This is a genomic window from Neorhizobium alkalisoli (assembly GCF_007829835.1).
GTDB lineage: Bacteria > Pseudomonadota > Alphaproteobacteria > Rhizobiales > Rhizobiaceae > Neorhizobium.
This window is the reverse complement of sequence record NZ_VIWP01000006.1, coordinates 381,103-403,279: the sequence shown is the minus strand read 5'-3', so window position 1 is coordinate 403,279 and position 22,177 is coordinate 381,103. Positions and strand designations below refer to the sequence as shown.

19 protein-coding genes are annotated in these 22,177 nt (G+C 60.3%); 9 read left to right on the top strand and 10 right to left on the bottom strand.

Translation table 11 applies throughout. The features are described 5' to 3' along the window. Positions 1-361: 361 nt before the first annotated feature. Entirely contained in the window at positions 362-2,302 is a 1,941-nt protein-coding gene (locus tag FHW37_RS23545) for a M23 family metallopeptidase (protein ID WP_145640778.1), read from the top strand. 87 nt (positions 2,303-2,389) lie between these two features. Beyond that, positions 2,390-2,728 (top strand): hypothetical protein, encoded by a 339-nt coding sequence (locus FHW37_RS23540; RefSeq protein WP_145640776.1) that lies wholly within the window; start codon positions 2,390-2,392, stop codon positions 2,726-2,728. 74 nt (positions 2,729-2,802) lie between these two features. On the opposite strand, the gene clpB is transcribed toward FHW37_RS23540, so the two are convergent. Then, the gene (gene clpB / locus FHW37_RS23535) at positions 2,803-5,403 is read right to left on the bottom strand and encodes an ATP-dependent chaperone ClpB (RefSeq protein WP_145640775.1); all 2,601 of its coding nucleotides are present in this window, start codon (positions 5,401-5,403) and stop codon (positions 2,803-2,805) included. Between the two features lie 359 nt (positions 5,404-5,762). On the opposite strand from clpB, the gene FHW37_RS23530 reads away from it, so the two are divergent. Further along, complete coding sequence (locus FHW37_RS23530; protein WP_145640773.1) at positions 5,763-5,942, top strand: hypothetical protein; 180 nt, start codon at positions 5,763-5,765, stop codon at positions 5,940-5,942. Between the two features lie 56 nt (positions 5,943-5,998). On the opposite strand, the gene FHW37_RS23525 is transcribed toward FHW37_RS23530, so the two are convergent. Both FHW37_RS23525 and FHW37_RS23520 read right to left on the bottom strand, forming a co-directional pair. Further along, positions 5,999-6,790 (bottom strand): aldolase, encoded by a 792-nt coding sequence (locus FHW37_RS23525; protein WP_145640771.1) that lies wholly within the window; start codon positions 6,788-6,790, stop codon positions 5,999-6,001. 24 nt (positions 6,791-6,814) lie between these two features. After that, complete coding sequence (locus FHW37_RS23520) at positions 6,815-7,531, bottom strand: haloacid dehalogenase type II (RefSeq protein ID WP_145640769.1); 717 nt, start codon at positions 7,529-7,531, stop codon at positions 6,815-6,817. Between the two features lie 99 nt (positions 7,532-7,630). Here FHW37_RS23520 and FHW37_RS23515 point away from each other — a divergent pair, with 99 nt between their 5' ends. The 3 genes from FHW37_RS23515 (at position 7,631) to FHW37_RS23505 (ending at position 10,293) form a co-directional block, all read left to right on the top strand. Beyond that, entirely contained in the window at positions 7,631-8,530 is a 900-nt protein-coding gene (locus FHW37_RS23515; RefSeq protein ID WP_145640768.1) for a LysR family transcriptional regulator, read from the top strand. A gap of 151 nt (positions 8,531-8,681) precedes the next feature. Further along, the gene (locus tag FHW37_RS23510) at positions 8,682-9,773 is read left to right on the top strand and encodes an acyltransferase family protein (RefSeq protein ID WP_145640766.1); all 1,092 of its coding nucleotides are present in this window, start codon (positions 8,682-8,684) and stop codon (positions 9,771-9,773) included. A gap of 67 nt (positions 9,774-9,840) precedes the next feature. Then, a complete protein-coding gene (locus tag FHW37_RS23505) occupies positions 9,841-10,293 on the top strand; it encodes a GNAT family N-acetyltransferase (RefSeq protein WP_145640765.1) in 453 nt (150 codons plus the stop codon). A 7-nt stretch (positions 10,294-10,300) separates the two neighbouring features. Here FHW37_RS23505 and FHW37_RS23500 read toward each other — a convergent pair whose 3' ends face one another. Then, on the bottom strand, positions 10,301-10,750 hold the full coding sequence (locus FHW37_RS23500; RefSeq protein ID WP_145640763.1) for an Rrf2 family transcriptional regulator: 450 nt from the start codon (positions 10,748-10,750) through the stop codon (positions 10,301-10,303). Between the two features lie 136 nt (positions 10,751-10,886). Here FHW37_RS23500 and FHW37_RS23495 point away from each other — a divergent pair, with 136 nt between their 5' ends. From FHW37_RS23495 to FHW37_RS23485, 3 genes are all read left to right on the top strand, one after another. Beyond that, complete coding sequence (locus FHW37_RS23495; RefSeq protein ID WP_145640762.1) at positions 10,887-11,801, top strand: NAD(P)/FAD-dependent oxidoreductase; 915 nt, start codon at positions 10,887-10,889, stop codon at positions 11,799-11,801. Between the two features lie 353 nt (positions 11,802-12,154). After that, on the top strand, positions 12,155-13,267 hold the full coding sequence (locus FHW37_RS23490; RefSeq protein ID WP_145640760.1) for a hypothetical protein: 1,113 nt from the start codon (positions 12,155-12,157) through the stop codon (positions 13,265-13,267). Between the two features lie 281 nt (positions 13,268-13,548). Then, complete coding sequence (locus FHW37_RS23485) at positions 13,549-13,887, top strand: hypothetical protein (protein ID WP_145640758.1); 339 nt, start codon at positions 13,549-13,551, stop codon at positions 13,885-13,887. A 108-nt stretch (positions 13,888-13,995) separates the two neighbouring features. On the opposite strand, the gene FHW37_RS23480 is transcribed toward FHW37_RS23485, so the two are convergent. The 6 genes from FHW37_RS23480 to FHW37_RS23455 all read right to left on the bottom strand — a co-directional run bounded on the left by FHW37_RS23480 (position 13,996) and on the right by FHW37_RS23455 (position 22,087). Continuing rightward, positions 13,996-14,889, bottom strand: a complete 894-nt coding sequence (locus FHW37_RS23480; protein WP_145640757.1) for a DUF4167 domain-containing protein — start codon at positions 14,887-14,889, stop codon at positions 13,996-13,998. A gap of 303 nt (positions 14,890-15,192) precedes the next feature. Next, positions 15,193-16,056 (bottom strand): peptide chain release factor N(5)-glutamine methyltransferase, encoded by an 864-nt coding sequence (gene prmC, locus FHW37_RS23475; protein WP_145640755.1) that lies wholly within the window; start codon positions 16,054-16,056, stop codon positions 15,193-15,195. Beyond that, complete coding sequence (gene prfA / locus FHW37_RS23470; RefSeq protein ID WP_145640753.1) at positions 16,053-17,135, bottom strand: peptide chain release factor 1; 1,083 nt, start codon at positions 17,133-17,135, stop codon at positions 16,053-16,055. Before prfA ends, prmC begins: the two co-directional genes overlap by 4 nt. Before the next feature lie 201 nt (positions 17,136-17,336). Further along, entirely contained in the window at positions 17,337-19,604 is a 2,268-nt protein-coding gene (ptsP, locus tag FHW37_RS23465; protein ID WP_145640818.1) for a phosphoenolpyruvate--protein phosphotransferase, read from the bottom strand. An 83-nt stretch (positions 19,605-19,687) separates the two neighbouring features. Beyond that, positions 19,688-20,962: an aspartate kinase gene (locus FHW37_RS23460; protein WP_145640752.1), complete on the bottom strand. Its 1,275-nt coding sequence runs from the start codon at positions 20,960-20,962 to the stop codon at positions 19,688-19,690. 258 nt (positions 20,963-21,220) lie between these two features. Further along, positions 21,221-22,087, bottom strand: coding sequence for an SH3 domain-containing protein (locus FHW37_RS23455; RefSeq protein ID WP_145640750.1), 867 nt, complete (start codon positions 22,085-22,087; stop codon positions 21,221-21,223). Positions 22,088-22,177: the final 90 nt, after the last annotated feature.

Here is a 22,177-nt window from a genome sequence, read left to right as displayed (position 1 = left end):
GATCCAACCCTACCAAGCGTCAACAGCACAGTTTCATAAAACTGCAAAAAAACGACAAATCACTGAATTCAAAAGAGAATTATCGTTTTCCACAACACGGACCACGAAAACCGGCACCAAAAGCCGGAAAACCGGGGGATCACCGCTCCTGCCCCAAATCCGCCCCGACAAATTCACATTCGCATGGAATGACCAACACAGGACGGGGTCGTTCAGCCCATATATAGCACGCGTGCACACGTGAGCATCCGGGTTTGACTCTCCTCACTGAAACGGGCACATGTTTGGCCCAAGGTCCCGCAGGCAGCATGATACCGCTGTCTACGGCAATAACGAGTATCAAGGGACTGGCTAAGACTGCATGATGACGGCCCGCAGCATGATACGCTCGCTTGGCAACGAGCCGCCGATCCTCGCCGACGGCCGTCGCGCGCCGGATCGCCGTGAGATTTCACTGCGCTGGCTGTCCGGCACGTTTCTCACCGGCATTACCTCTTCTATCCTGATGGGCGTCGCGCTGTTTGCAGCGTTGGACGGCCGCCAGCAGCTGGCAACCCCTGCAGAAGCCTCGACCTCCGCCTCGCTGATGGGCCATGACGACATGGCCTCGCGCGGAAAACGGCTGCTCGGCGGCAATATCGTCGCCATGCCGACCGACCGGAAGATCATGGAGGTTTCCACGGTCGTCCATCAGGGCAATAAGGAAGTGGTGCGCCGCCGCCCCTTCGCCCATGTGAAGATGAACCTTGCGGTCAATCACGTTGCACCGGAAGCCTATCCGAATTTCGATCCGCTCAACATCTTCGCCTCCAGCGAGACGCCGCCACCGCCGGCCAACCGCACCGGCGTCATCTACGGCTCGAATGTCGAATCCGAAGTCAGCCTGCAAACCGTTCCCTTCCCGACCAAGGGCAATACCTACGCCTATGCGACGCCGATGACCCTTGAAGAGGTCGAGGAAAACGTCCGCTCCAACGGTTCGGTCCTGACCGCCGGCAATGCCCAGCTTTCCGCCCTCTATTATGTCGATCCGCAGCGCTTCTCTTCCGATGACGACAATGTCGACATCACATCGGGCCTCGCAGCGCGTGTCGTCGAACAGAACATGTCGGTTTCGACGCCGGAACCGATCACGTCCCATACCCGCGAATATGCCGACGACATCATCCCGATCCGGCAGCCGACCTCGATCGCCACGGCAATGACTGCGGTTGGTTATCCCGACACCAAGGCCAAGGAAATTTCCGGCTACCTGTCGCAGCGCATCGGTGATAACAAGGTCGCGCCCGGCGACGTGCTGCGTATCGGCGTCATCCAGGAAGGCCAGATGGTTCTGGTCGTGCGTGCCAGCCTTTATCGCAAGGGCCAGCATCAGCTGACGGTCGCAGCCGACGACCACGGCCGCTTTATCGACGGCAGCGAGCCGCAGATGCTGGACGCCGTCGCCACCGCCTTCAGCGATCAGCCGGCCCAGGCGGTTGCGGGCCGCGAACTGCCAGACGTTTATGACGGTATCTATCGCGCAGCGCTTTCCTACGGCATGACCAAGGAAATGACGGCACTTCTGGTCAAGCTTCTTGCCAGCAATGTCGATCTGCAGGCGCAGCTCAGGCCGACGGATGCTGTCGAAGCATTCTTCTCGGTCGGCGACGAGAAGGGCAAGGCGACCAAGGACAGCGAACTCCTTTACGTCAATGCCCATTTCGGCGACACGACGACCCGCTTCTATCGTTTCCAGAATCCCGATGACGAAGACAATGTCGATTATTTCGATCAGGACGGCCGCAGCATCCGCCAGTTCCTGCTCCGCAATCCCCTGCCGAACGGTCGCATGACCTCCGGCTTCGGCATGCGCCGCCATCCGCTGCTCGGATATTCGCGCATGCATACCGGCACAGACTGGGCCGCCCCGCGCGGCACGCCAATCATCGCGGCCGGCAATGGCATTGTCGAAAAGGCCGGCTGGGATTCGGGCGGTTACGGCAACCAGACCCTGATCCGCCATGCCAATGGTTATGTTTCTTCCTATAACCACCAGAGTTCGATCGTTCCGGGTGTGCGCGAAGGCGCAAAGGTCACGCAGGGCCAGGTGATCGGTTATGTCGGCACCAGCGGTGAATCGACCGGCGCCCATCTTCATTACGAGCTGATCGTCAACGGCACCAAGGTCGACCCGATGAAGGTGCGCCTGCCGGGCGGGAAATCGCTCGATGGCAAGGCGCTTGCGCGTTTCGAAGACGAGCGCAAGCGTATCGACGCTCTCCTGAACAATCCGAAGCCGGACGAAGTGGCGAGCCGATAAACTCGGCTTCGCCCTGAAGCCGGCATCGGCTTTTCCTCCCGACGCCCTATAATTTTCCGGATCGGAAACGGATCAGGGAAATACCGCGTGACGAGCTTTGCCATCATGACCGAAGACGAGGAAGATCTCGGCTTCATCCTGTTTGCCAGCCACGAAGGCGATTGGCCGCCGCCCGGCCCTAATGATTGCGTCTTTAACGGCTTTCCCTACGATCCTTCGCTGCTTGAAACTCCGGAAGCCCGCTTCGTCGCCGATCACAAGGGTCGCGAATGGAGCGCGGATTTCACCTATACCGACGAGGAAATGACCGTGCTGATCGATATGGATACCGGCTGGACATTCGAGCTGAAAAGCAATGCCGGCGGCAATAGCTGGACAGCGCGAAAGGGCGAAGAGACGCTTTCAGGAACTGGCCAGTTTCTCTAGAGCGGACGAGCTCCCCTCCTCATGCAAAAGGCCGCCCCGAGGGACGGCCTTTCGTTTCATATCAGATTTGACGCTTATGCAGCTTCGCTGACCTCACGCCGCACCCGAAACAGCAGCCTGTCCGAACCGGATGTGACCGCGACGGTCGAACCGTCCGGGATCTGGCCGCCCAGGATCTGCTCGGCGAGCGGATCCTGAACGAACTTCTGGATCACCCGCTTCAAGGGACGGGCACCATAGACCGGATCATAGCCCTTTTCGGCCAGCCATTCGCGCGCATCCGGTGCGAGATCGAGATTGATCTTGCGTTCCGACAGCAGCTTCAGCAGGCGCTGCAGCTGGATATCGACGATCGCGCCCATTTCGTTCCGCTTCAGGCGGTGGAACAGGATGATCTCGTCGACGCGGTTCAGGAATTCCGGCCGGAACGAGGCCTTCACCACGTTCATGACCTGCTCCCGCACGCTTTCCGAATCCTCGTCCTCGCGCAAGCCGGTCAGATATTCCGCCCCGAGATTGGAGGTCATGATGATCATCGTGTTCTTGAAGTCGACGGTGCGGCCCTGTCCATCCGTCAGACGCCCGTCATCAAGCACCTGCAGGAGAACATTGAACACATCCGGATGCGCCTTCTCGATCTCGTCGAACAGCACGATCTGGTAGGGCTTGCGCCGCACGGCTTCCGTCAGCGCGCCACCTTCCTCATACCCGACATAACCCGGAGGTGCGCCGATCAGGCGGGCCACCGAATGCTTCTCCATATATTCCGACATGTCGAGCCGAACCATGGCCGTCTCGTCGTCGAACATGAAGCGGACGAGCGACTTGGTCAGTTCGGTCTTGCCGACGCCGGTCGGGCCGAGGAAGATGAACGAGCCGATCGGCCGGTTCGGATCCTGCAAGCCTGCCCGCGAACGACGCACCGCACGCGAGACCGCCTGCACCGCATCGCCCTGGCCGACGACGGACTTTGCCAACTCGTCTTCCATGCGCAGCAGCTTTTCGCGTTCGCCTTCCAGCATCTTGTCGACCGGAATGCCCGTCCAGCGGGAGACGACATGCGCGATCGCATCGGGCGTCACGACTTCCTGCACCATCGCATTGGCGGAACCATCCTTGGCTTCCGCATCCACAAGCCGCTTTTCGAGGTCGGGGATGACACCATAGGTCAGTTCGCCGGCACGCTGGAACTCGCCCCTGCGCTGGGCAATCGCCAGTTCATTGCGAGCTTCGTCGAGCTGCTTCTTCAGATCCGCGGCAAGGCCGAGTTTTTGCTTTTCCGCCTGCCAGCGGGCCGTCAGCGCATCCGCCTGTTCCTCAAGCGAGGTCACCTCGGTTTCAAGCCGCAGCAGACGATCGGCCGAAGCGACATCGGTCTCGCGCTTCAAAGCTTCCCGCTCGATCTTCAGCTGCATGATGCGGCGATCGAGTTCGTCGAGTTCTTCCGGCTTCGAATCCACCTGCATGCGAAGACGCGAGGCAGCTTCGTCCATCAGGTCGATCGCCTTGTCCGGCAGGAAGCGGTCGGTGATGTAACGGTTGGAAAGCGTCGCAGCAGCAACCAGGGCCGAATCCGAGATCCGAACCTTGTGATGCTGTTCGTATTTTTCCTTCAACCCGCGCAGGATCGAGATCGTGTCCTCGACGGTCGGCTCATCCACCATGACCGGCTGGAAACGGCGAGCGAGTGCCGGGTCCTTTTCCACATGCTTGCGGTATTCGTCGAGCGTTGTCGCGCCGACGCAATGCAGCTCGCCGCGGGCAAGCGCAGGCTTCAAGAGGTTGGACGCATCCATCGCGCCATCCGACTTACCGGCTCCGACCAGCGTGTGCATCTCGTCGATGAACAGGATGATGTCGCCGTTTTCCGACTGCACTTCGTTCAGCACGCTCTTCAGGCGTTCCTCGAACTCGCCGCGATATTTCGCGCCGGCGATCAGGGCACCCATATCGAGCGCCATCAGCTTCTTGTCTTTCAGGCTTTCCGGCACGTCGCCATTGACGATACGGATCGCCAGACCCTCGGCGATCGCCGTCTTGCCGACGCCGGGTTCACCGATCAGGACAGGATTGTTCTTGGTGCGACGCGACAGGACCTGGATCGTGCGACGGATTTCGTCGTCGCGGCCGATGACCGGGTCGAGCTTGCCTTCACGGGCTTCCGCCGTCAGGTCACGCGCATATTTCTTCAGCGCCTCAAAGCCCTGTTCGGCATTGGCGCTGTCGGCGGTGCGGCCCTTGCGGATATCGTTGATGACCTGGTTGAGGCCCTGCGCGGTAATGCCGGCCTTTCTCAAGGTCGCCGCAGTCGAGGCCGAGCTTTCGATCAGAAGCGCAAGCAGCAGGCGTTCGACGGTGACAAAGCTGTCGCCGGCCTTCTTGGCTGCGTCTTCTGCCGTCGTGAAAACCTTGGCGAGCGGCTGCGAAAGATAGACTTCGCCATTGCCGCCGGAGACCTTTGGCAGTTTCGCAAGCGCTGCGTCATTGGCGATGCGCGCTTCCTTGGCGCTGCCACCGGCACGTTCGATCAGCGAGGACGCCATGCCCTGATCGTCGTCGAGCAGAACCTTCAGCACATGTTCGGGGGTGAACTGCTGGTTGCCGGCCGAAAGCGCCTGGGTCTGCGCCGACTGGAGGAAACCGCGGACGCGTTCCGAATATTTCTCGATGTTCATGTCTTACCTCCTAGTACCGTCCTGCCCTTGATAAGGCACAGGCCGATGATTTGAGATTGAGCTCCCTCAACAGGCGAGCCCCGCCGAATAACTCGGCTTCGAGGGAGATATGGGAGCGCTTTTTGTGGTTTTAAAGGAGCATGAACAAGGTTTTGGCGCTTGGAGGAAACGACGCCTCAATCTGCGCAGCTGGGCTCCCACGATCAAGGAAGCCAATGGAGCACATGCCACCGCACGATATCCCGATCATCACTCCGTGAGCATATGATCATAAACCCGTGATCGGTCATTTTGTCGCAGTAATTGTGTCCTTATCTCGAGGATGGGAGGTTCAATCCTCATCCGCAAAGGTAACTGCAATGTCAGAAGACAAGACTGCCCAACTGGTTGGAATTTTCAAAACCCTGATCCGCGACAACGGCATGCCCCAGAATATCGCGGAAATCACAGATCCGGAATTCCTCGCCTTCGCTGAAGCCCATATCGACGAGTTCGACGAAGCCCGCGACGAATGCGAAACCGATCGCACCCTCATCTGATTTTTTCGCGCGCCGGCCCTATTTGAGCCGACGCGCCGCAATGATCTTCTTGATTTTCAGGTCCGATATTCCGGCGCTTCGCGATCCAGCACGCGGCGCAGGCTTTCGAGATGCATGCGCGCACTTTCCGGGTCGCCCTCGCGCATCTGTTTTGCCGCCTCTATGGCAATATGCTCCGGCACCGGGATCAGCTTGCGCCCGGTCGACATGGCCTTGACCTGCACTTCGGCAGCCCGTTCCAGATAATAGAGATCGTCCCAGGCTTCGGCGATATTCGGCGCGCAGACCATGACGCCGTGATTGCGCATGAAGACGATATCCTTGTCGCCGATAACGGACGCGATCCGATCGCCTTCCGTCTCGTCGAGCGCGAGCCCGTTGTAATTCTCGTCCACCGCGACGCGACCATAAAACTTAAGCGACGTCTGGCCGGCATAAACGAAGGGGTCTCCCTCGACCATGCTGAGCGCCGTCGCGTAAGGCATATGGGTATGGAAGGCAGCGCCGACCCGCGGCATGCGCTTGTGCAGCATGGCATGGATGAAGAAGGCGGTCGCTTCCGGCACACCATCGCCGAGGATGACCCTGCCCTCATAGTCACAGATCAGCAGTGAAGACGCCGTCGCCTCGGCAAAGGCAAAACCAAGCCGGTTGACGATGAAGAGATCCGGGTGTCCCGGCACGACGGCGGAAAAATGGTTGCAGATCCCCTCTTCCAGCCCGAACCGCGCCGCCATCCTGAGACAGGCGGCCAGATCGACGCGCGCCTGCCAGATTTCCGGCGTATCGAGCGGCAGGTTACGAATGACAGCCGGGCCGCCCTTCACCAGATTGAGTTCATGCGCCATCCGCGTCGTTCCCTTTTTGTCGTTTTACATCCAGCCGGCAGCTGCAAACAGCGACGGCACCTTGTCGAGCGTCGGCACCACGACATTCGGCCGGTAATCCGGCAGCGGCTTGCGGCCGGTGCCGCGATCCACCCAGACCGTACGAAAGCCCAGTTCGCGCGCCGCGGCAAGGTCCAGATGCGGACTTGCGCAGATATGCACGAGTTCGGCCGGCTCGATGCCGAGCGTGGACCAGGCATGACGGAAGATCTTTGACGACGGCTTGTAGGCTTGCGCCTGTTCGGCCGTGATCACCCGATCGATGACGCCGCCAAGCTGTGCGACATTGCCGGCAATGATGGCATCGTCGGTATTGGAGATGATTGCCAGCCGGAAACCGGCCGCCTTCAGAGTGGAAAGCGTCTCGACCACTTCCGGGAAAGGCGGCATCCGGCCGATTGAGCTGGTCATCAGATCCGCATCGGCCGGATCGAAGCTGAGCCCGAATTCCACCATCGCCAGTTCCAGCGCCTTTGCCGTTACCGCCTTGAACGTCCGATGCGGGCTTTGTTGCTCCAGCGCATGTTCATGATGATCATAGACCTTGATGAAGGCATCCCGGTCGATACCACCGCCTTTCGAAGAGAGGATCGCATCCATCGCCGCCAGAAGCCCCTCGTCCCACTGAATCAATGTGCCGTAGCAATCGAAGGTCAGCCATGTCGGCTTCTGTCCGTTCAGGCCGGTCGCATCGTTCGTCATCTTGGAATGTCTCCGCTGGTCTGTTGCTGGTTGGCATATTGACAGCGAAAGGCATCATTGAGAAATTAAATATCAAAATCCACCATATTGGAAATCCGAATGACTCTGCCGTTCGACCTCGATCTCCTGCGCACCTTTGCCGCCGTCATCGATACGGGTGGTTTTACCCGCGCGGCCGAACGGGTGCATCTCACCCAGTCGACGGTCAGCCAGCAGGTGAAAAAGCTGGAGACCACGATCGGCCACACGCTTCTGCTGCGGGAAAAATCGAGCGGCAGCATAAGGCTGACGGAAGAAGGCGAACTCCTGCTCAGCTATGCCCGACGCCTGCTGGCCGTCGCGGAAGAGGCGGTGGATGCGCTTGCCCGCAAACCGCAGCCAAAACCCGTCCGGCTCGGCGTACCGGAAGATTTTGCCGGTCGTCGGCTGATTGATCTCCTCACCGGCTTTGCCGGCGCTTCACCACAGATCCGCCTCGATACGGTAAGCGGCTGGAGCGTCGAACTGAAACGCCTGCTCGAAGCCGGCGAAATCGATCTTGCGCTGATCAAGCGTGAGCCGGGTGATGGCGCCTGCCTTGCCAGCTGGCCGGAAAAGCTCGTCTGGGTCGGCAGCCGTACCCGAAGCCATGATGCAGATCCCGGCACATCCCAAAATCCCCTGCCCCTCGCCCTCTTCCCGTCCGGCTGCATCTATCGCGACCGCGCCATCAACAGCATGGAAAAACAGGGCCGCCGCTGGCATGTCGCTTATGCCAGCCAGGGGTTGATGGGCGTTCAGGCCGCCGTCGCCTCCGGCCTCGGTATCAGCCTCCTTCCCGCAGACGCGGTTCTGCCCGAACATCTGCCGCTCGCCCCCGAGGCCGGCTTCGAACCCCAGCCGGATACGGAACTCGCCCTGGTCAAGGGTCGCCCGAAACTCTCGCCGGAATGCCGGCAGCTGGCGGATTTCCTGATCACCAGTATCGGTGGGGTGAATGCGGCCGCAAATTGCGGATAGTCAATCACATCGGCGTCATCGGCACACATTTTAACGGCCTGCTAATATAATCGCCCTTCTATGGAAGGCGGGAGAAGGCCGGGCCAGAATTGGACCGGACATCGATTTGTCAGGCATCATTTCGAAAACGACAGAAAGGCACGGGTGCGGCATGCAAGAAACCGTTCGCTTGGCATGGGTGGACGCCGCCAAAGGGATATCGATCCTGCTCGTCGTGATGATGTACGCGGCCTACAATACCGGAGAATATACGGGAGGGGTCGGCTTCCTGCATTATATCATCGGCTTTGCCACGCCATTCCGGATGCCGGAATTCTTCCTGATCTCGGGCCTGTTCCTGTCGCAGGTCATCGATCGGCCCTTCCTGCGTTTCGCCGATCGCCGGGTCGTCCACTATCTCTATTTCTACATTCTTTGGGTCGCGATCATGATCGGCCTGAAAGTCGGGATCTATGACGCTGATCCCATCGGAACGGTGAGAGGCATCGGTTTTGCGCTGATCCAGCCCTATGGCGTTCTCTGGTTCGTCTATCTGCTCGCGCTGTTCGGCCTCGTGACGAAGCTGCTTTATGATTCTGCCGTTCCCGCCTGGGTCACGCTTCCCGTGGCGATCGCATTGCAGCTCTGGTCGCCGCATTCCGAAAGCTACATCCTCACCCAGTTTGCCGCCTATTTCGTCTTCTTCTATCTCGGCTATCTGGCAGCACCCGCCGTACTGGCGCTGGTCGATCGCGCCCAGCACAATCCGGCCGCAGCGTCGATCGGGCTCGTCGTCTGGGCGCTCATAAACGGTCTTCTCGTTTTTTCGCCCGGTTATGTCGTCGAGCCGGTCGGAATGCAGATGGGGCTCGCGGCCCTTCCCGGCCTGCATTTTCTTCTGGCCGTCATCGGCACGCTGGCGCTCTGTGTCGCAGCCGGCCTTGCCGTCCAGTTCCGGTTCATGGCCTGGCTCACCTGGCTCGGCAAACATTCGCTGGTCGTCTATCTCTTCTTCACGATCCCGATGTCGCTTTCGAGGGCATTGGCGCTAAAGAGCGGCATCATCGCCGATATCGGAATTATCAGCACGTTCGTGATGGTTGCCTCGATCGCAAGCTCCGTCATTCTCTACGGATTGATCCAGCTGACCAGCATCGGAAAATTCCTCTTCGAGCGTCCACGCTGGGCGCATCTGCCCGCCAGTCGGCCGGCCGTCGGCGTTGGCCCGGCGACGGATAGACAAGCCAGCGCTGCCAAATCCTGAGCCCTATCCGATTGCCGCATCGGCAGTGCTGTGCTGATATCCCGTCAGCCAGAGGGGATAACATGCCATGATAAGACCGGCAGTCGAGGCGGACGAAAGCGATATCAGAACCTGCGCCGAAAGCGCCTATACCCGCTATATCGAAGCGATCGGAAAACGGCCGGCGCCGATGGATGCGGATTTCGCCGCCCAGATCGAGGCCGGCGAAGTCCATGTCTCGGCAGCGGATGACGGTGCCTTCCAGGGTTTTATCGTCTTCTTTCCGGAAAATGGCCGCATGTTTCTGGAAAATGTCGCGGTCATGCCGTCGGCAGCCGGCAAGGGTGTCGGCAAATCGCTGATCGGCTTTTGCGAAGACGAGGCCCGCCGTCTCGGCCTTGCGGCGGTCGAGCTCTATACCAACGAGAAGATGATCGAAAACCTGTCGATCTATCCCCGCCTTGGTTATGTCGAGACCGGCCGACGGACCGAGAACGGTTTTAACCGCGTGTTTTTCGAGAAGACGCTCGAACAACCCTGAGGTCCGATCAGGCCTCGCAGCGCTCTCCTGCGCCGGCAGTCACGACAGGCGAAAAACCTCCGGCGATATCCGCCAGCGTCACATTCGCAAATCGTTCGAGAAGCAGCTTTTCCGCATCATCGAAAACGCTCTTCAGCGTGGCATTGACGGCCTGCTCGATTGGGCATCCGGGCATGTCATAAGCGGGTCCGACCGCAAAGACGGATGGCTCACCGATCGCCCGGTGAATGTCGAGCAGCGTCAGCTCTTTCAGCGGACGCGCCAGGCTCCAGCCACCGCCATGCCCTTTTTCCGAACGGACATATCCATTCTCCCGCAGGCCGGACATGGTGCGGCGGATCACCACCGCATTGGCGTCGAGCATCTGCGCGATCATCTCCGAGGTCATCGGCCCGTCGTGCCGGCCCATATGGATCAGCACATGCAGCATGCGCGAAAGCCGGCTGTCATGCCTCATGGATCCATTCCTTCCACTCCGTCGCCTTGATGCCGCCAGCTTAACACAGGCACCAAACACATGTCACAACAAAAGTATCATGACCATTGACTCCGGCAATTCACGCCACTTATGTTGTTGCGAAAAGGAGAACCTCATGAGCGACACCATTCACGACGTCATCATCATCGGCGGCAGTTATGCGGGCCTGTCGGCGGCATTGCAGCTCGGCCGCGCGCGCCGCAAGGTGCTGATCATCGACGAGGGCAAGCGGCGAAACCGCTTCGCCAGCCATTCTCATGGTTTTCTCACCCAGGACGGCATCGACCCTGCCATCATCGCGGCGGATGCCCGCGCCCAGGTGATGGAATATCCGACAATCGACTGGCTCTCAGCCCGCGCCGATACTGCCCGACGCCTCAAGGAAACGGATCCCGCAGGCACAGCCTTCGAGGTCACCGCCGGCAAGGACACATATCGCGCGCGACGCCTGCTGCTTGCGACCGGCGTCAGGGACATTCTGCCGGCGCTCGAGGGACTGGAAGAGCGCTGGGGCAAAAGCGTCTTTCATTGCCCCTATTGCCACGGTTACGAATTAAACCGGGGCCGGATCGGCGTCATCGCCACATCGGCGCTTTCGATGCATCACGGCCTGATGCTGCCCGACTGGGGGCCAACGACATTTCTCGTCAACAATGCCTTCGTGCCGGATGCGGAACAGCTTGCGGCACTTGCCGCACGCGGCGTCACGATCGAGCATAGCCCGATCGAGGCAATAACCGACCATGCCGATATAAAACTTGCCGATGGCCGCACGCTTTCCTTTGCCGGACTTTTTGCGCTCGCTCCCTTTGAACTCGCGAGCCCGATCGCAGCGCATCTAAAACTCGACATGGAGGAAGGCCCGGTCGGCTCGGTGATCAGGACCGATCCGATGAAGGAAACCAGCATGCCCGGGGTTTTCGCATGCGGTGACGCCGCTCGCCCCATGGCCTCGGTCGCGCTTGCCGTCGGCGACGGCAACCTGGCAGGCGCCGGCCTGCATCGCTCACTGATGTTCGGCACGATCTGAAAGCTTGGAGCAACCAATAAAAAGGCCGGCTCTTCCCCACACGAAAGAACCGGCCTTTGAATGCCATGAAGCGAGGGCTGATGGCGGTATGCCGTATAGGAGGCCACCAATGCCGAGGCCAATGCTATATATGGAATGGCCTATGCGAGATTGTACTTGGGGTTGAATTGCAGGGCGGAAGGATGCTTCTGCTTCGGCTGGTTTGCGCCGATTGCGGTCATTCGCCTTTCGTGGTGAAAGAGATCAAGGGTTAGGCTGCTGGAGTGCTAGGGCCTAACACCGGTCTTGCAGCGCCCAGTCGTATCAAGGAACGGCCGCTACCGACCGGCGATGCCGAGAAGAGGATATTCCTTATGTATGGCAACGAATGGGCCGCAACAATGCAAGCAGCCGTCGCGTTGGACGCCGACCATTTCACCATCTGCCTCGGCGAACTCGAATATGACGATCCCTTCACGGCGATCATCTCTTATGACGGCCAGTTCCCGCAGCCCTGGAGCCGAACCGACGTTCGTCGCGAGATCGTCGATGTCGCCTATCTGGACATCGGTGGCTCCGAAGGCTTCGTTCCCGTTTCTCTCAGCAACGAGGGTGACGTCTATGTCGTCAGGGAGGATCGGGCCGAGTGGTCAAAGATACCGGGAGCCGGGGTGCTGAGCGCGGATGCGGAAGGTTTCGGCGCGGTGCATGCTCTCGTTGTGGATGAGGCGCGCCAGTATGTCGTTGGCAACAGCCGGCAGCTCTATCAACGCGACGGACTGGGCGACTGGCAGCGCATCTCGGCGGATACATCCCATGATGCCGGCTATGAGGCCGAACATTTCGGCAGGGCTATTGCGGTGGATGGCGGCCTGCTGATCGAAGCGTTCCAGCGGCCGGCTTCCGAGACGACGGCCGCGGATCTCGATCCGAAACGCTGGGAAAACATGACACCGGAGCAGTTCCTGGCCTTGATGGATAAAGACGAAGGGGAGCGCAGCACGCGATCGCGCCAGCAGCGGCTATACACATATCGCGATGGCAGCTTTACGGAACGTTCCGTGCCGCAGGATATCGTGATCAGCGGTCTCTATCGCGACGAGGATGGCCGCGTCTGGGTGCTCGGCGTCAACGGGCTGATCATGAGGAGCCGAAGCGATGGCAGTTTTGAAACACTTGGCCTCCATGGCGATACGGAGACCCTGTTCGCCGCTGCCCGCCGCGCTTCAACGCTCTATATGGCCACTGACAACGGCCTGCGCCGTTTCGATGGACACAAGCTTGATGTGGTGAAGCCGGTGCTGAATTCCCCGTCGATCAATCAGAATGTTCCAGTTCCCCTGAAGATTCAGGCTTTCGGCGACACGCTCGTCTATTTCGATCGCAAGCATGGGGTGGCGCGATGGAACGGCGAGCAATGGGCCTGGGTGGAGATGCCGCTGGAACTGCTAGAACGCGATTTTGGGGGAGCACCGAAAACGCCGTGACCTAAAAGAAAGGGCTCTGTGCGAATTGACCGCCATGATGATCATGAGAATGCACGATTTCACACAAATCTCGTTCTAAACCGAAATTGCGTTGATTGGTGAGTTTGGCTACCTGTTCAGCCATACTCAGCATGACTGGTTAGGGCCGATTGCGGCCGCTACCGCAACCCCTTACAATCCTACAAAGCCCCGTCCCGCATCTCCCAAATCCCACAGCCGCGTGATTTCCAACGTGAAGCGTGTAAGCTGGCAAGCTCCAACCCCCATGGAGATCCCGCCTCATGCCCCGCTTTCTTGCCGTTTATACGATGAAGCCGGAAGATCTCGCGTCCTTTCGAAACCTGCCCAAAACCGAACAGGATGCCATCGACACCGCCGGCGTCAAAGAATGGGCAGAGTGGGAAAAGAGAAATGCCGCCGTCATCCTCGATCGCGGCGGAATGGTGGGCAAGACGACGCGTGTGACCAAGGCCGGCATTGCCAGTGCCACCAATGCGATCTGTGGCTACCTGATTGTTGAGGTCGAAAGCGCTGAGGCAGCAGCTCAACTGTTCCAGGACCACCCGCATATCACCGTCTTTCCGGGCGATGGCGTGGATATCATGCCGTTTGTAACCTGACGGTCTTGAGCGGAAACCTTGCCCGCGCCTCTTCAATCGTGCTGCCGCCAACGCAGAAAGGCCGCCCCGAGGGATGGCCTTTCCTGTCTTTATCCTGAGAACGCGGGCTTATTCGCCGGCGTCTGCGAGTTCCGGCTTGGCATCGTCCCCGCCTTCATCCGCACCTTCGCCGCGGCGCGGACGGCGCGGGCGGGCGGCGGGGCTACGACGGCGGCGCGGAGCGGCTTCGCCCTGCGTCTCCTGCTCGACGGCCACTTCGGCCGGAACGCCCTCGATCACCGGCTGCGGACCGGAACCATCGTCCTGCGAAGCAACCGGGGCCGGAGCAACGGCAACCGGTGCGGCAACAACGTCTTCAGCCTGCTCGGAAGCCTGGGCCGCATTGCGGTCCTGACGATCGGGGCGATCCTGACGACGGTCACGGCGCTGATCGCGACGGTTGTTTTCACGGGCCGGCCGATCCTGAGATTGGCGATCCTGACGTTCCTGCGGCTGACCGTCCTGCTGGCCATCCTGGGCCTGCGGTTCACGGCGCTGCTGGTTGTTCTCGCGACGCTGCTGTTGCTGCGGCTGGTGGCCTTCATCGACCATTGGCTGCGGTGCGTAGCCGAGATCGTCGCCTTCGCCGCCATCCATATCGTCCTGATCGACAGAATTGCCGTCACGGTCCTGATAGTCGCCGCGATCCTGATGCTGGAACCGGTCCTGCATCTGCGCCTGAGCAGCCGCGATGATGCGGTTATAATGCTCGGCGTGCTGCAGGTAGTTCTCGGCCATCACGCGGTCGCCGGAGCTCTGGGCATCGCGGGCGAGAGTCGAATATTTCTCGGCGATATGCTGGGCCGTGCCACGGATCTTGATGTCGGGTCCGGAGCTGTCGTAGGTGCGGCTGAGCGGATTTCCGCCCTTGCGGTTGAAATTGTTATTTCCGCCGCCGCCACCGCCGCCATTGTTGTTATTGCCACGCCCTCGACCGCGCTTGTTCTGCTGTCCTGGCCTCATCTATCGTTCACCAACTCTCTTGTCTTCGCTGATAAGGGGCCACGCGGCTTGCCGGCCCAATGCCGGAGCAAGACTTCGCGTGCCGCGCACAGGTCGATCAAGGCGGCCTGCCGCATTCAAAGTCAAATTACCTGATTCACGCACCGGGAATTGCTCAACCTTCTCAGCTCCCCGAAAGAAGCAGGATCAAGGGTTGACCCGTAACCCGAACGAATCGCTGTTCATTCCCAGCCGCCCCGATGCGTGACTGCAAGCTATCCCGCTTCATTGCGGATTCCAAGCCTTTTCTTTTGCTTTGCAACATCAAAGACCTGCCCGGTCAAACACGAGAACGCGATCATTGTCACCATAGTCACGTTTTGCTTGCGTGAGCGTGTATCCCTGAGCCTCGAAGATGGACGTTACTGGCTGTTTCTGGTCGTAACCGATCTCCAGCCCAATATAACCGCCCTCTTCCAGAAACCCTTCCGCTGCCTCTGCAATCGCACGATATGCGTCAAGACCATCCTGCCCGCCATCGAGCGCCAGAAGCGGGTCGAAATCGCGAACCTCGGGTTCCAATTCTTGGATGACTTCACTTCTAATATAGGGAGGATTTGACACGATTATGTCGAAGCGCCCCTCAATTTTGTCGAACCAGCGGCTAAGCATCGGCTCAAACCGGGAACCAAGCCCCAATTCCGTTGCATTTCTTTTAGCCGTCGCCAGCGCATCCGCGGAAATATCGACACCGACACCGCTTGCCTGCGGAATTTCGCTGAGCAGGGCAAGAATAATTGCACCGGTTCCGGTGCCGAGATCGAGAATACGGAGCTTTCCCTTTTGCGCTGCGATCCGCCTTGCGGGTTCCAGCATCGCTTCGACCAGAATTTCGGTATCCGGCCGAGGCTCCAGCGTTCCCTCGGACAGGGAAAAGTCGAGCCCGTAAAATTCGCGCTTTCCTAATATGCGGTGCACCGGCTCCCGTTTCAACCGCCGCGCCACCGCGTCTTCGATCCTGGCGAGATCGCCCGCATTGAGACCCCGGTCGCCACCGGTAAAAACCTCGGTTGAGGAAAGGCCAAGAAGACCGCCGATCAGGATCCGCGCCTCGATTGCAGCGTCGCCGATGCCGGCATCGGCAAATGCCGCCCGAGCACTCGCGATGGCGGCGGCGAGCGTCGTCATCCCTGTTGCTCGCCGAGCTGGGCCAGCTGGCCGGCCTGGTAATCGGCGATCAGCGCATCCACGACTTCGTCGATCTCGCCTTCGATCATCCGGTCAAGCTTGTAGAGCGTGAGGTTGATGCGGTGGTCGGTGACGCGTCCCTGCGGAAAGTTGTAGGTGCGGATACGTTCGGAGCGGTCGCCCGAGCCGACCTGGCTCTTGCGGTCGGCAGAGCGTTCGCTGTCCGCCCGCTGCCGTTCCGCATCGAGAAGGCGCGAGCGCAAAACCTGCATCGCCTTGGCGCGGTTCTGGTGCTGCGACTTTTCCGAACTGGTGACGACAATGCCGGTCGGCAGATGGGTGATGCGCACGGCCGAGTCGGTCGTGTTGACATGCTGGCCGCCGGCGCCCGAGGAGCGCATCGTATCGATGCGAATATCTTCCGGACGGATCTCGATATCGATCTCTTCGGCTTCCGGCAGAACCGCGACGGTCGCAGCCGAGGTATGGATACGTCCCTGCGTTTCCGTATCCGGCACGCGCTGCACCCGATGCACGCCGCTTTCGAATTTCAGCTTGGAAAACACGCCGCGGCCGGTGACGGTCGCGATGATTTCCTTGTAGCCACCCGCCTCGCCTTCGCTGGAGGACAGCACTTCCACCTTCCAGCCTTTGGACGAGGCGTAACGCTCGTACATGCGAAACAGATCGCCAGCAAAAAGTGCCGCCTCGTTGCCGCCGGTGCCGGCGCGGATTTCCAGAATGGCGCTGCGCTCGTCGGCTGCATCCTTCGGCAGGAGCAGGATCTGCATGTCCTTTTCCAGCGCCTCGATGCGCTCTTCCGCATCCGGCAGCTCCATCTCGGCAAGCTCGCGCATTTCGCGATCGGTCGCCTTGTCGGAGAGCATGGCGCGCAGGTCGGCCACTTCGGCCAAAGTCTTTTCGTATTCGCGGATCTTTGCGACGACCGGCTGAAGCTCGGAATATTCAGACGCCAGTTTCACATAGACGTCGGCGGCCGGACCTTCCGACATGCGCGCTTCGATCTCGCCGAACCGGCGTTCCAGTTCGCGCATCTTTTCGACAGGAAGCTTCGCCAAGCCTTTTTACTCCGTAATTCTGGCCATGCCCTCATCCCTGTGCTCGTCACAGGGATCCAGCAGCGTCGCGTCCGCGACGCGGAAGAGTCTTTTCAGCCCAAAGACTTGGGCTGGCTAGATTCCTGTGACGAGCACAGGAATGAGGTTGGAGCGCGTCTTAGCCGTTTCCAACATCATCGGCAACCAAGCCGCCGTCAGGATCTAGACCGGAATATTGTTCGTCTCCGCGAACCTGACCAGCAGATCGCGGATCGGCTCTACCGAGCGGATATCGTCGAGCGCAGCATTCAGCTGCTCCGTGAGCAGCCCGGCATCAAGCCCAAGCAGCATCGCCTTGACAGGACCGATCGACGTCGCCGCCATCGAGACGGAACGGAAACCGACACCGATCAGCGCCATGGCCGAGAGCGGCTTGCCGGCCATCTCACCGCACAGCGTCACCGGCGTCCGGTTACGCTCACCGGCGCGAGCAATATCGCGCAGAATGCGCAGGAACGGCTTTCCGAGATTGTCGAACCGGTCGGAAACACGCGCATTGCCGCGATCGGCCGCCATCGCAAACTGGAACAGATCGTTCGAACCGACCGAGACGAAATCCACTTCCGCCATCAGCTCGTCCAGCTGCCACATCAGCGACGGCACTTCCAGCATCGCGCCGAACTGCAGCTTGCGCGGCAGCGCATGGCCGAATTTCGAAAGATACTGCACTTCCTTCTGCATCAGCTCGCGCACGGCCCGGATTTCCGAAACTTCCGTGATCATCGGCAGCATCATTTTCAGCTCGGCACCGGCCGAAGCTTTCAGGAGCGCGCGCAACTGGGTGCGCAGTAGGCCGGGCCGGTCGAGCGACAGGCGGATCGCCCGCCAGCCAAGCGCCGGGTTTTCCTCTTCCTGCGCGCGAAAATAGGAAACGACCTTGTCGCCGCCGATATCGAGGGTGCGGAACGTCACCGGCCGGCCGGCGGCCTGCTTGATGACGTTGCGGTAAAAACCTTCCTGCTCTTCCAGCTTCGGCATGGTCGAGGCGATCATAAACTGCAGCTCGGTGCGGAAAAGACCGATGCCCTCGGCACCGGATTCCGAAAGCTGCGGCAGGTCGACCAGCAGTCCGGCATTCATCTGCAGGCTGATATGCTTGCCGTCCTTGGTGACCGGATCGACCGAACGCAGAGCCTTGAACTGCTCCTGGCGCTTGGCTTTCAGCCGCACCTTTTCTTCATAGGCCTTCTGCAGATCGGCCATCGGCCGCAAATGCACCTGGCCGTCATCGCCATCGATGATGATCGGATCGCCGTTTTCGGCGAGCGCCACGACACCGGCCGCCTGCCCGACCACGGGAATGCCCATGGCGCGGGCGACGATCACCACATGGCTGGTGACGGCACCTTCTTCCAGCACGAGGCCGCGCAGGTTGATGCGCGGATAATCGAGCAGCTCCGCCGCCCCCATGGCACGCGCCAGAATGATCGCGTCATTGGGGAAATCCGCATCCGAGGCGCGGCCGGAATAACCTGTCAGCTGCCGCAGCAGGCGGTTGGCCAGATCGTCGAAATCGTGCATCCGCTCGCGCAGATAGGAATCGGTCAGGCGCATCATCCGCGCCTTGGTGTCGCTCTGCACCTTTTCGACCGCGGCTTCCGCCGTCAGACCATTGTGGATCGCCTCTTCCATGCGGCGGACCCAGCCCTGGTCATGGGCGAACATCCGGTAGGTTTCCAGCACCTCGCGATGCTCGCCCTCTTGTGAGACCTCGCGGCGCGACAGCATGTCGTCGATCGAGATTCTCAGCGAACCCAGCGCTTCCGCCAGCCGCTTGATCTCCTTGTCGGCATCGTCGTTCAGGAGATTGGTGACGACGATGCGCGGCTCGTGCAGCACGACATGGCCAAGGCCGATGCCTTCGTTATAGCCGTCCGCCTCGATCGTCACGGCGCGCGTCAGGTCCAGTTCGAGGCCCGGACGGGTAATCTTTTTGAGTTCGCCGGTGGCGATCATCTCGGCGATCACCATCGCCGTCGTCTCGAGCGCCTCGACCTCATCCTCGCGATAATTGCGGCTCGCCTTGTTCTGCACGACGAGAACACCAAGCGTACGACCGGCGCGGAGGATCGGCACGCCGAGGAAGGAGTGGTAGATCTCTTCGCCGGTTTCCGGCAGATAACGGAAGGCAGGATGCGCCTGCGCATCGGACAGATTGAGCGGCTGGGCGGAGGCGGCGATCGTACCGACCAGGCCCTGGCCCATCATCAGCTGCGAGGTGTGGACGGCCTCCTTGTTGAGGCCTTCGGTGGCGTAAAGCTCAAGCACGCCATCGGAGCGCAGGACATAGACCGAGCAGACTTCGGCCACCATATTGCTGGCGATCTGCCGGACGATCCGGTCAAGCCGTTCCTGCGGGTCGAGCGGCTCGGCCATCAACTCGCGCAGACGCTTCAAAAGAACGCGCGGACCAGCCGACAGGTCTCTCATCGGCATCACTGCTCCCGAATTAAATCATACAATCCGGAAGTTGCCGCGCTCCTTATATTAGAGCGCGACGCACCGGTTCACGATCAATTCTTATCCAGCCCGTAGGCGGAATGCAAAGTCCGAACTGCAAGTTCGGAATAAGCGCCGTCGATCAGGATCGAAATCTTGATTTCCGAGGTGGTGATCGCCTTGATGTTGATCGACTTTTCGGCAAGTGCCGTAAAAGCGTGCGCCGCGACGCCGGCATGGCTGCGCATGCCGATGCCGATCACCGACACCTTGGCGAGACCCGATTCGCTCTGCACCACGTCGAAGCCGATCTTGGCCTTGTTGTCTTCCAGAACCTTGATCGCCTTCGTGACGTCGCCCGAAGGCACGGTGAAGGTCATGTCGGTCTTCGAACCGTCTTCCGAAATGTTCTGGACGATCATGTCGACATTGATATGGGCCTCGGCCAGCGGGCCGAAGATCGCGGCCGACACGCCCGGCCGGTCGGCCAGACGCCGCAGCGAAATCTGTGCTTCATCCTTGGCATAAGCGATGCCGGTGACGACTTCCTGTTCCACGATCTCTTCCTCGTCGCAAATCAAAGTACCGGGCGGGTTCAAGAAGTCACCCATGCCCGGTGCATCGGGGTCCTCGAAACTGGAGCGCACGAAGGTCCGGACCTTGAAGACCATGGCAAGCTCGACGGAGCGCACCTGCAAGACCTTTGAGCCGAGCGAGGCCATTTCGAGCATTTCCTCGAAAGACACCTTCTTCATGCGGCGCGCGGCCGGCACGATGCGCGGATCGGTCGTGTAGACGCCGTCAACGTCGGTATAGATGTCGCAGCGGTCAGCCTTGACGGCAGCGGCGATCGCCACGGCAGACGTATCGGAACCGCCGCGGCCGAGCGTGGCGATGCGATTGTCCGGGCCAAGACCCTGGAAACCGGCGATCACTGCCACCTGACCTTCGCCCATCCGCTTGATGATATCGGAACCGTCGATTTCGAGGATACGCGCCGCGCCATGGGCGTTGTCGGTGCGGATCGGGATCTGCCAACCCTGCCACGAACGGGCATTGATGCCCATAGACTGAAGGGCAATGGCCAGAAGACCGGATGTTACCTGTTCGCCCGAAGCAACGACAGCGTCGTATTCGCGCGCATCGTAGAAGGGAGAGTCGGCGCCGTTGACCTTCGGCGTATCCTGCACCCAGCCGACCAGCTCGTTGGTCTTGCCGGACATGGCCGAAACGACGACGGCCACTTCATGGCCGGCATCCACCTCGCGTTTCACATGGCGTGCAACATTGTGGATACGGTCAAGATTGGCGACGGACGTGCCGCCGAACTTCATCACGATGCGGGCCATACGACAAAACCACTGTTTCGCCCGAGCGTTTCAGCACGCAGGGACGTCTGCTTCAAAAACCATTCTTCTCACCTGGCATATGACAGCCAGATGTCAAAGTCGTCGGTCTCTTATCGAAAAGGCTTAAGCGACGCAATGCCAGGAAGAGGCCAGAACGGTACGCCCTGACAGCTGATTTTAAACCGACACAACGCGACTTGGCAAAACGGAAAAGGGCCACCCGAAGGGCGGCCCTCTCTGTTCTTCATGTCAGGTCGATCAGTTACCGCACTGGCCGGGCAGGCATCGGCGTTCCGTATCGTTTGGCGGCGTGCCAAGGGGACGCTGCTCGCGCTGCGGACGGCCTGCATCTGGGCGGCGATCGCCTCCCTGCTCGGCACGGGGTGGCGGACGGCGGTCTCCGCCCTGTTCGGCGCGCGGCGGGGGACGACGGTCATCACCACGGCCCCTGTCCGGCGCCATGCCCGGAGGCGGGCGACGATCGTCACCACGGTCTGGGCGTGCATCGCCACGCGGCGGCGGACGACGGTCGTCATTGCGATCGCGGTTCTGCTCCCACCGGTCACGATTCTGTTCCCAGCGGTTACGATTTTGCTCCCAACGATCGCGGTTCTGTTCCCAGCGATCGCGATTGCGATCCCAGCCCGGCGGCGGGCCCGGCGGGCGGCGGTCATCCCAGCGCGGCGGCGGAGGTGGCGGCAACGGTCGATCGGCATGCCAGTCATAACGGCGCCAACGATCGCGATCGCGATAGAAGTCGCGGCCACGGTAATAACGGTCCCAATAATTATCGACTTCGAAGGTAACCGTCGGAATACCGAGGCCCTGATAATAATCGGGAGCCACATAGACGCGGTTGGACTGATAATTGGCCTGGACGTAATTGCCGGATACCCAGCCACGTCCACCAACAAAGGACACGTCGCACCAGTTGACGCTGCTCATGCAGCCATTGATCGTCACCGGCGCGCCATAGGGGATGACGGTAACCGCAGGATAGGCGGTGCTCGGACCCGAGCGCATGTTCACATTCGCCGTAGCATATCCTTGCACTGCCGCCTCGGCCATTGCAGGAGCCACAATCAGCGCACCGAATGTCAGCGCACCCATCAAAAATTTCTTCACCGGTGTTCCTCCTGGAAAACCCCGCCGACGTCCGGCTCTGCCGCGTCGCGGTTTTTCACCGCTCAATGTTCTAGACCTGCCAATTGTTCC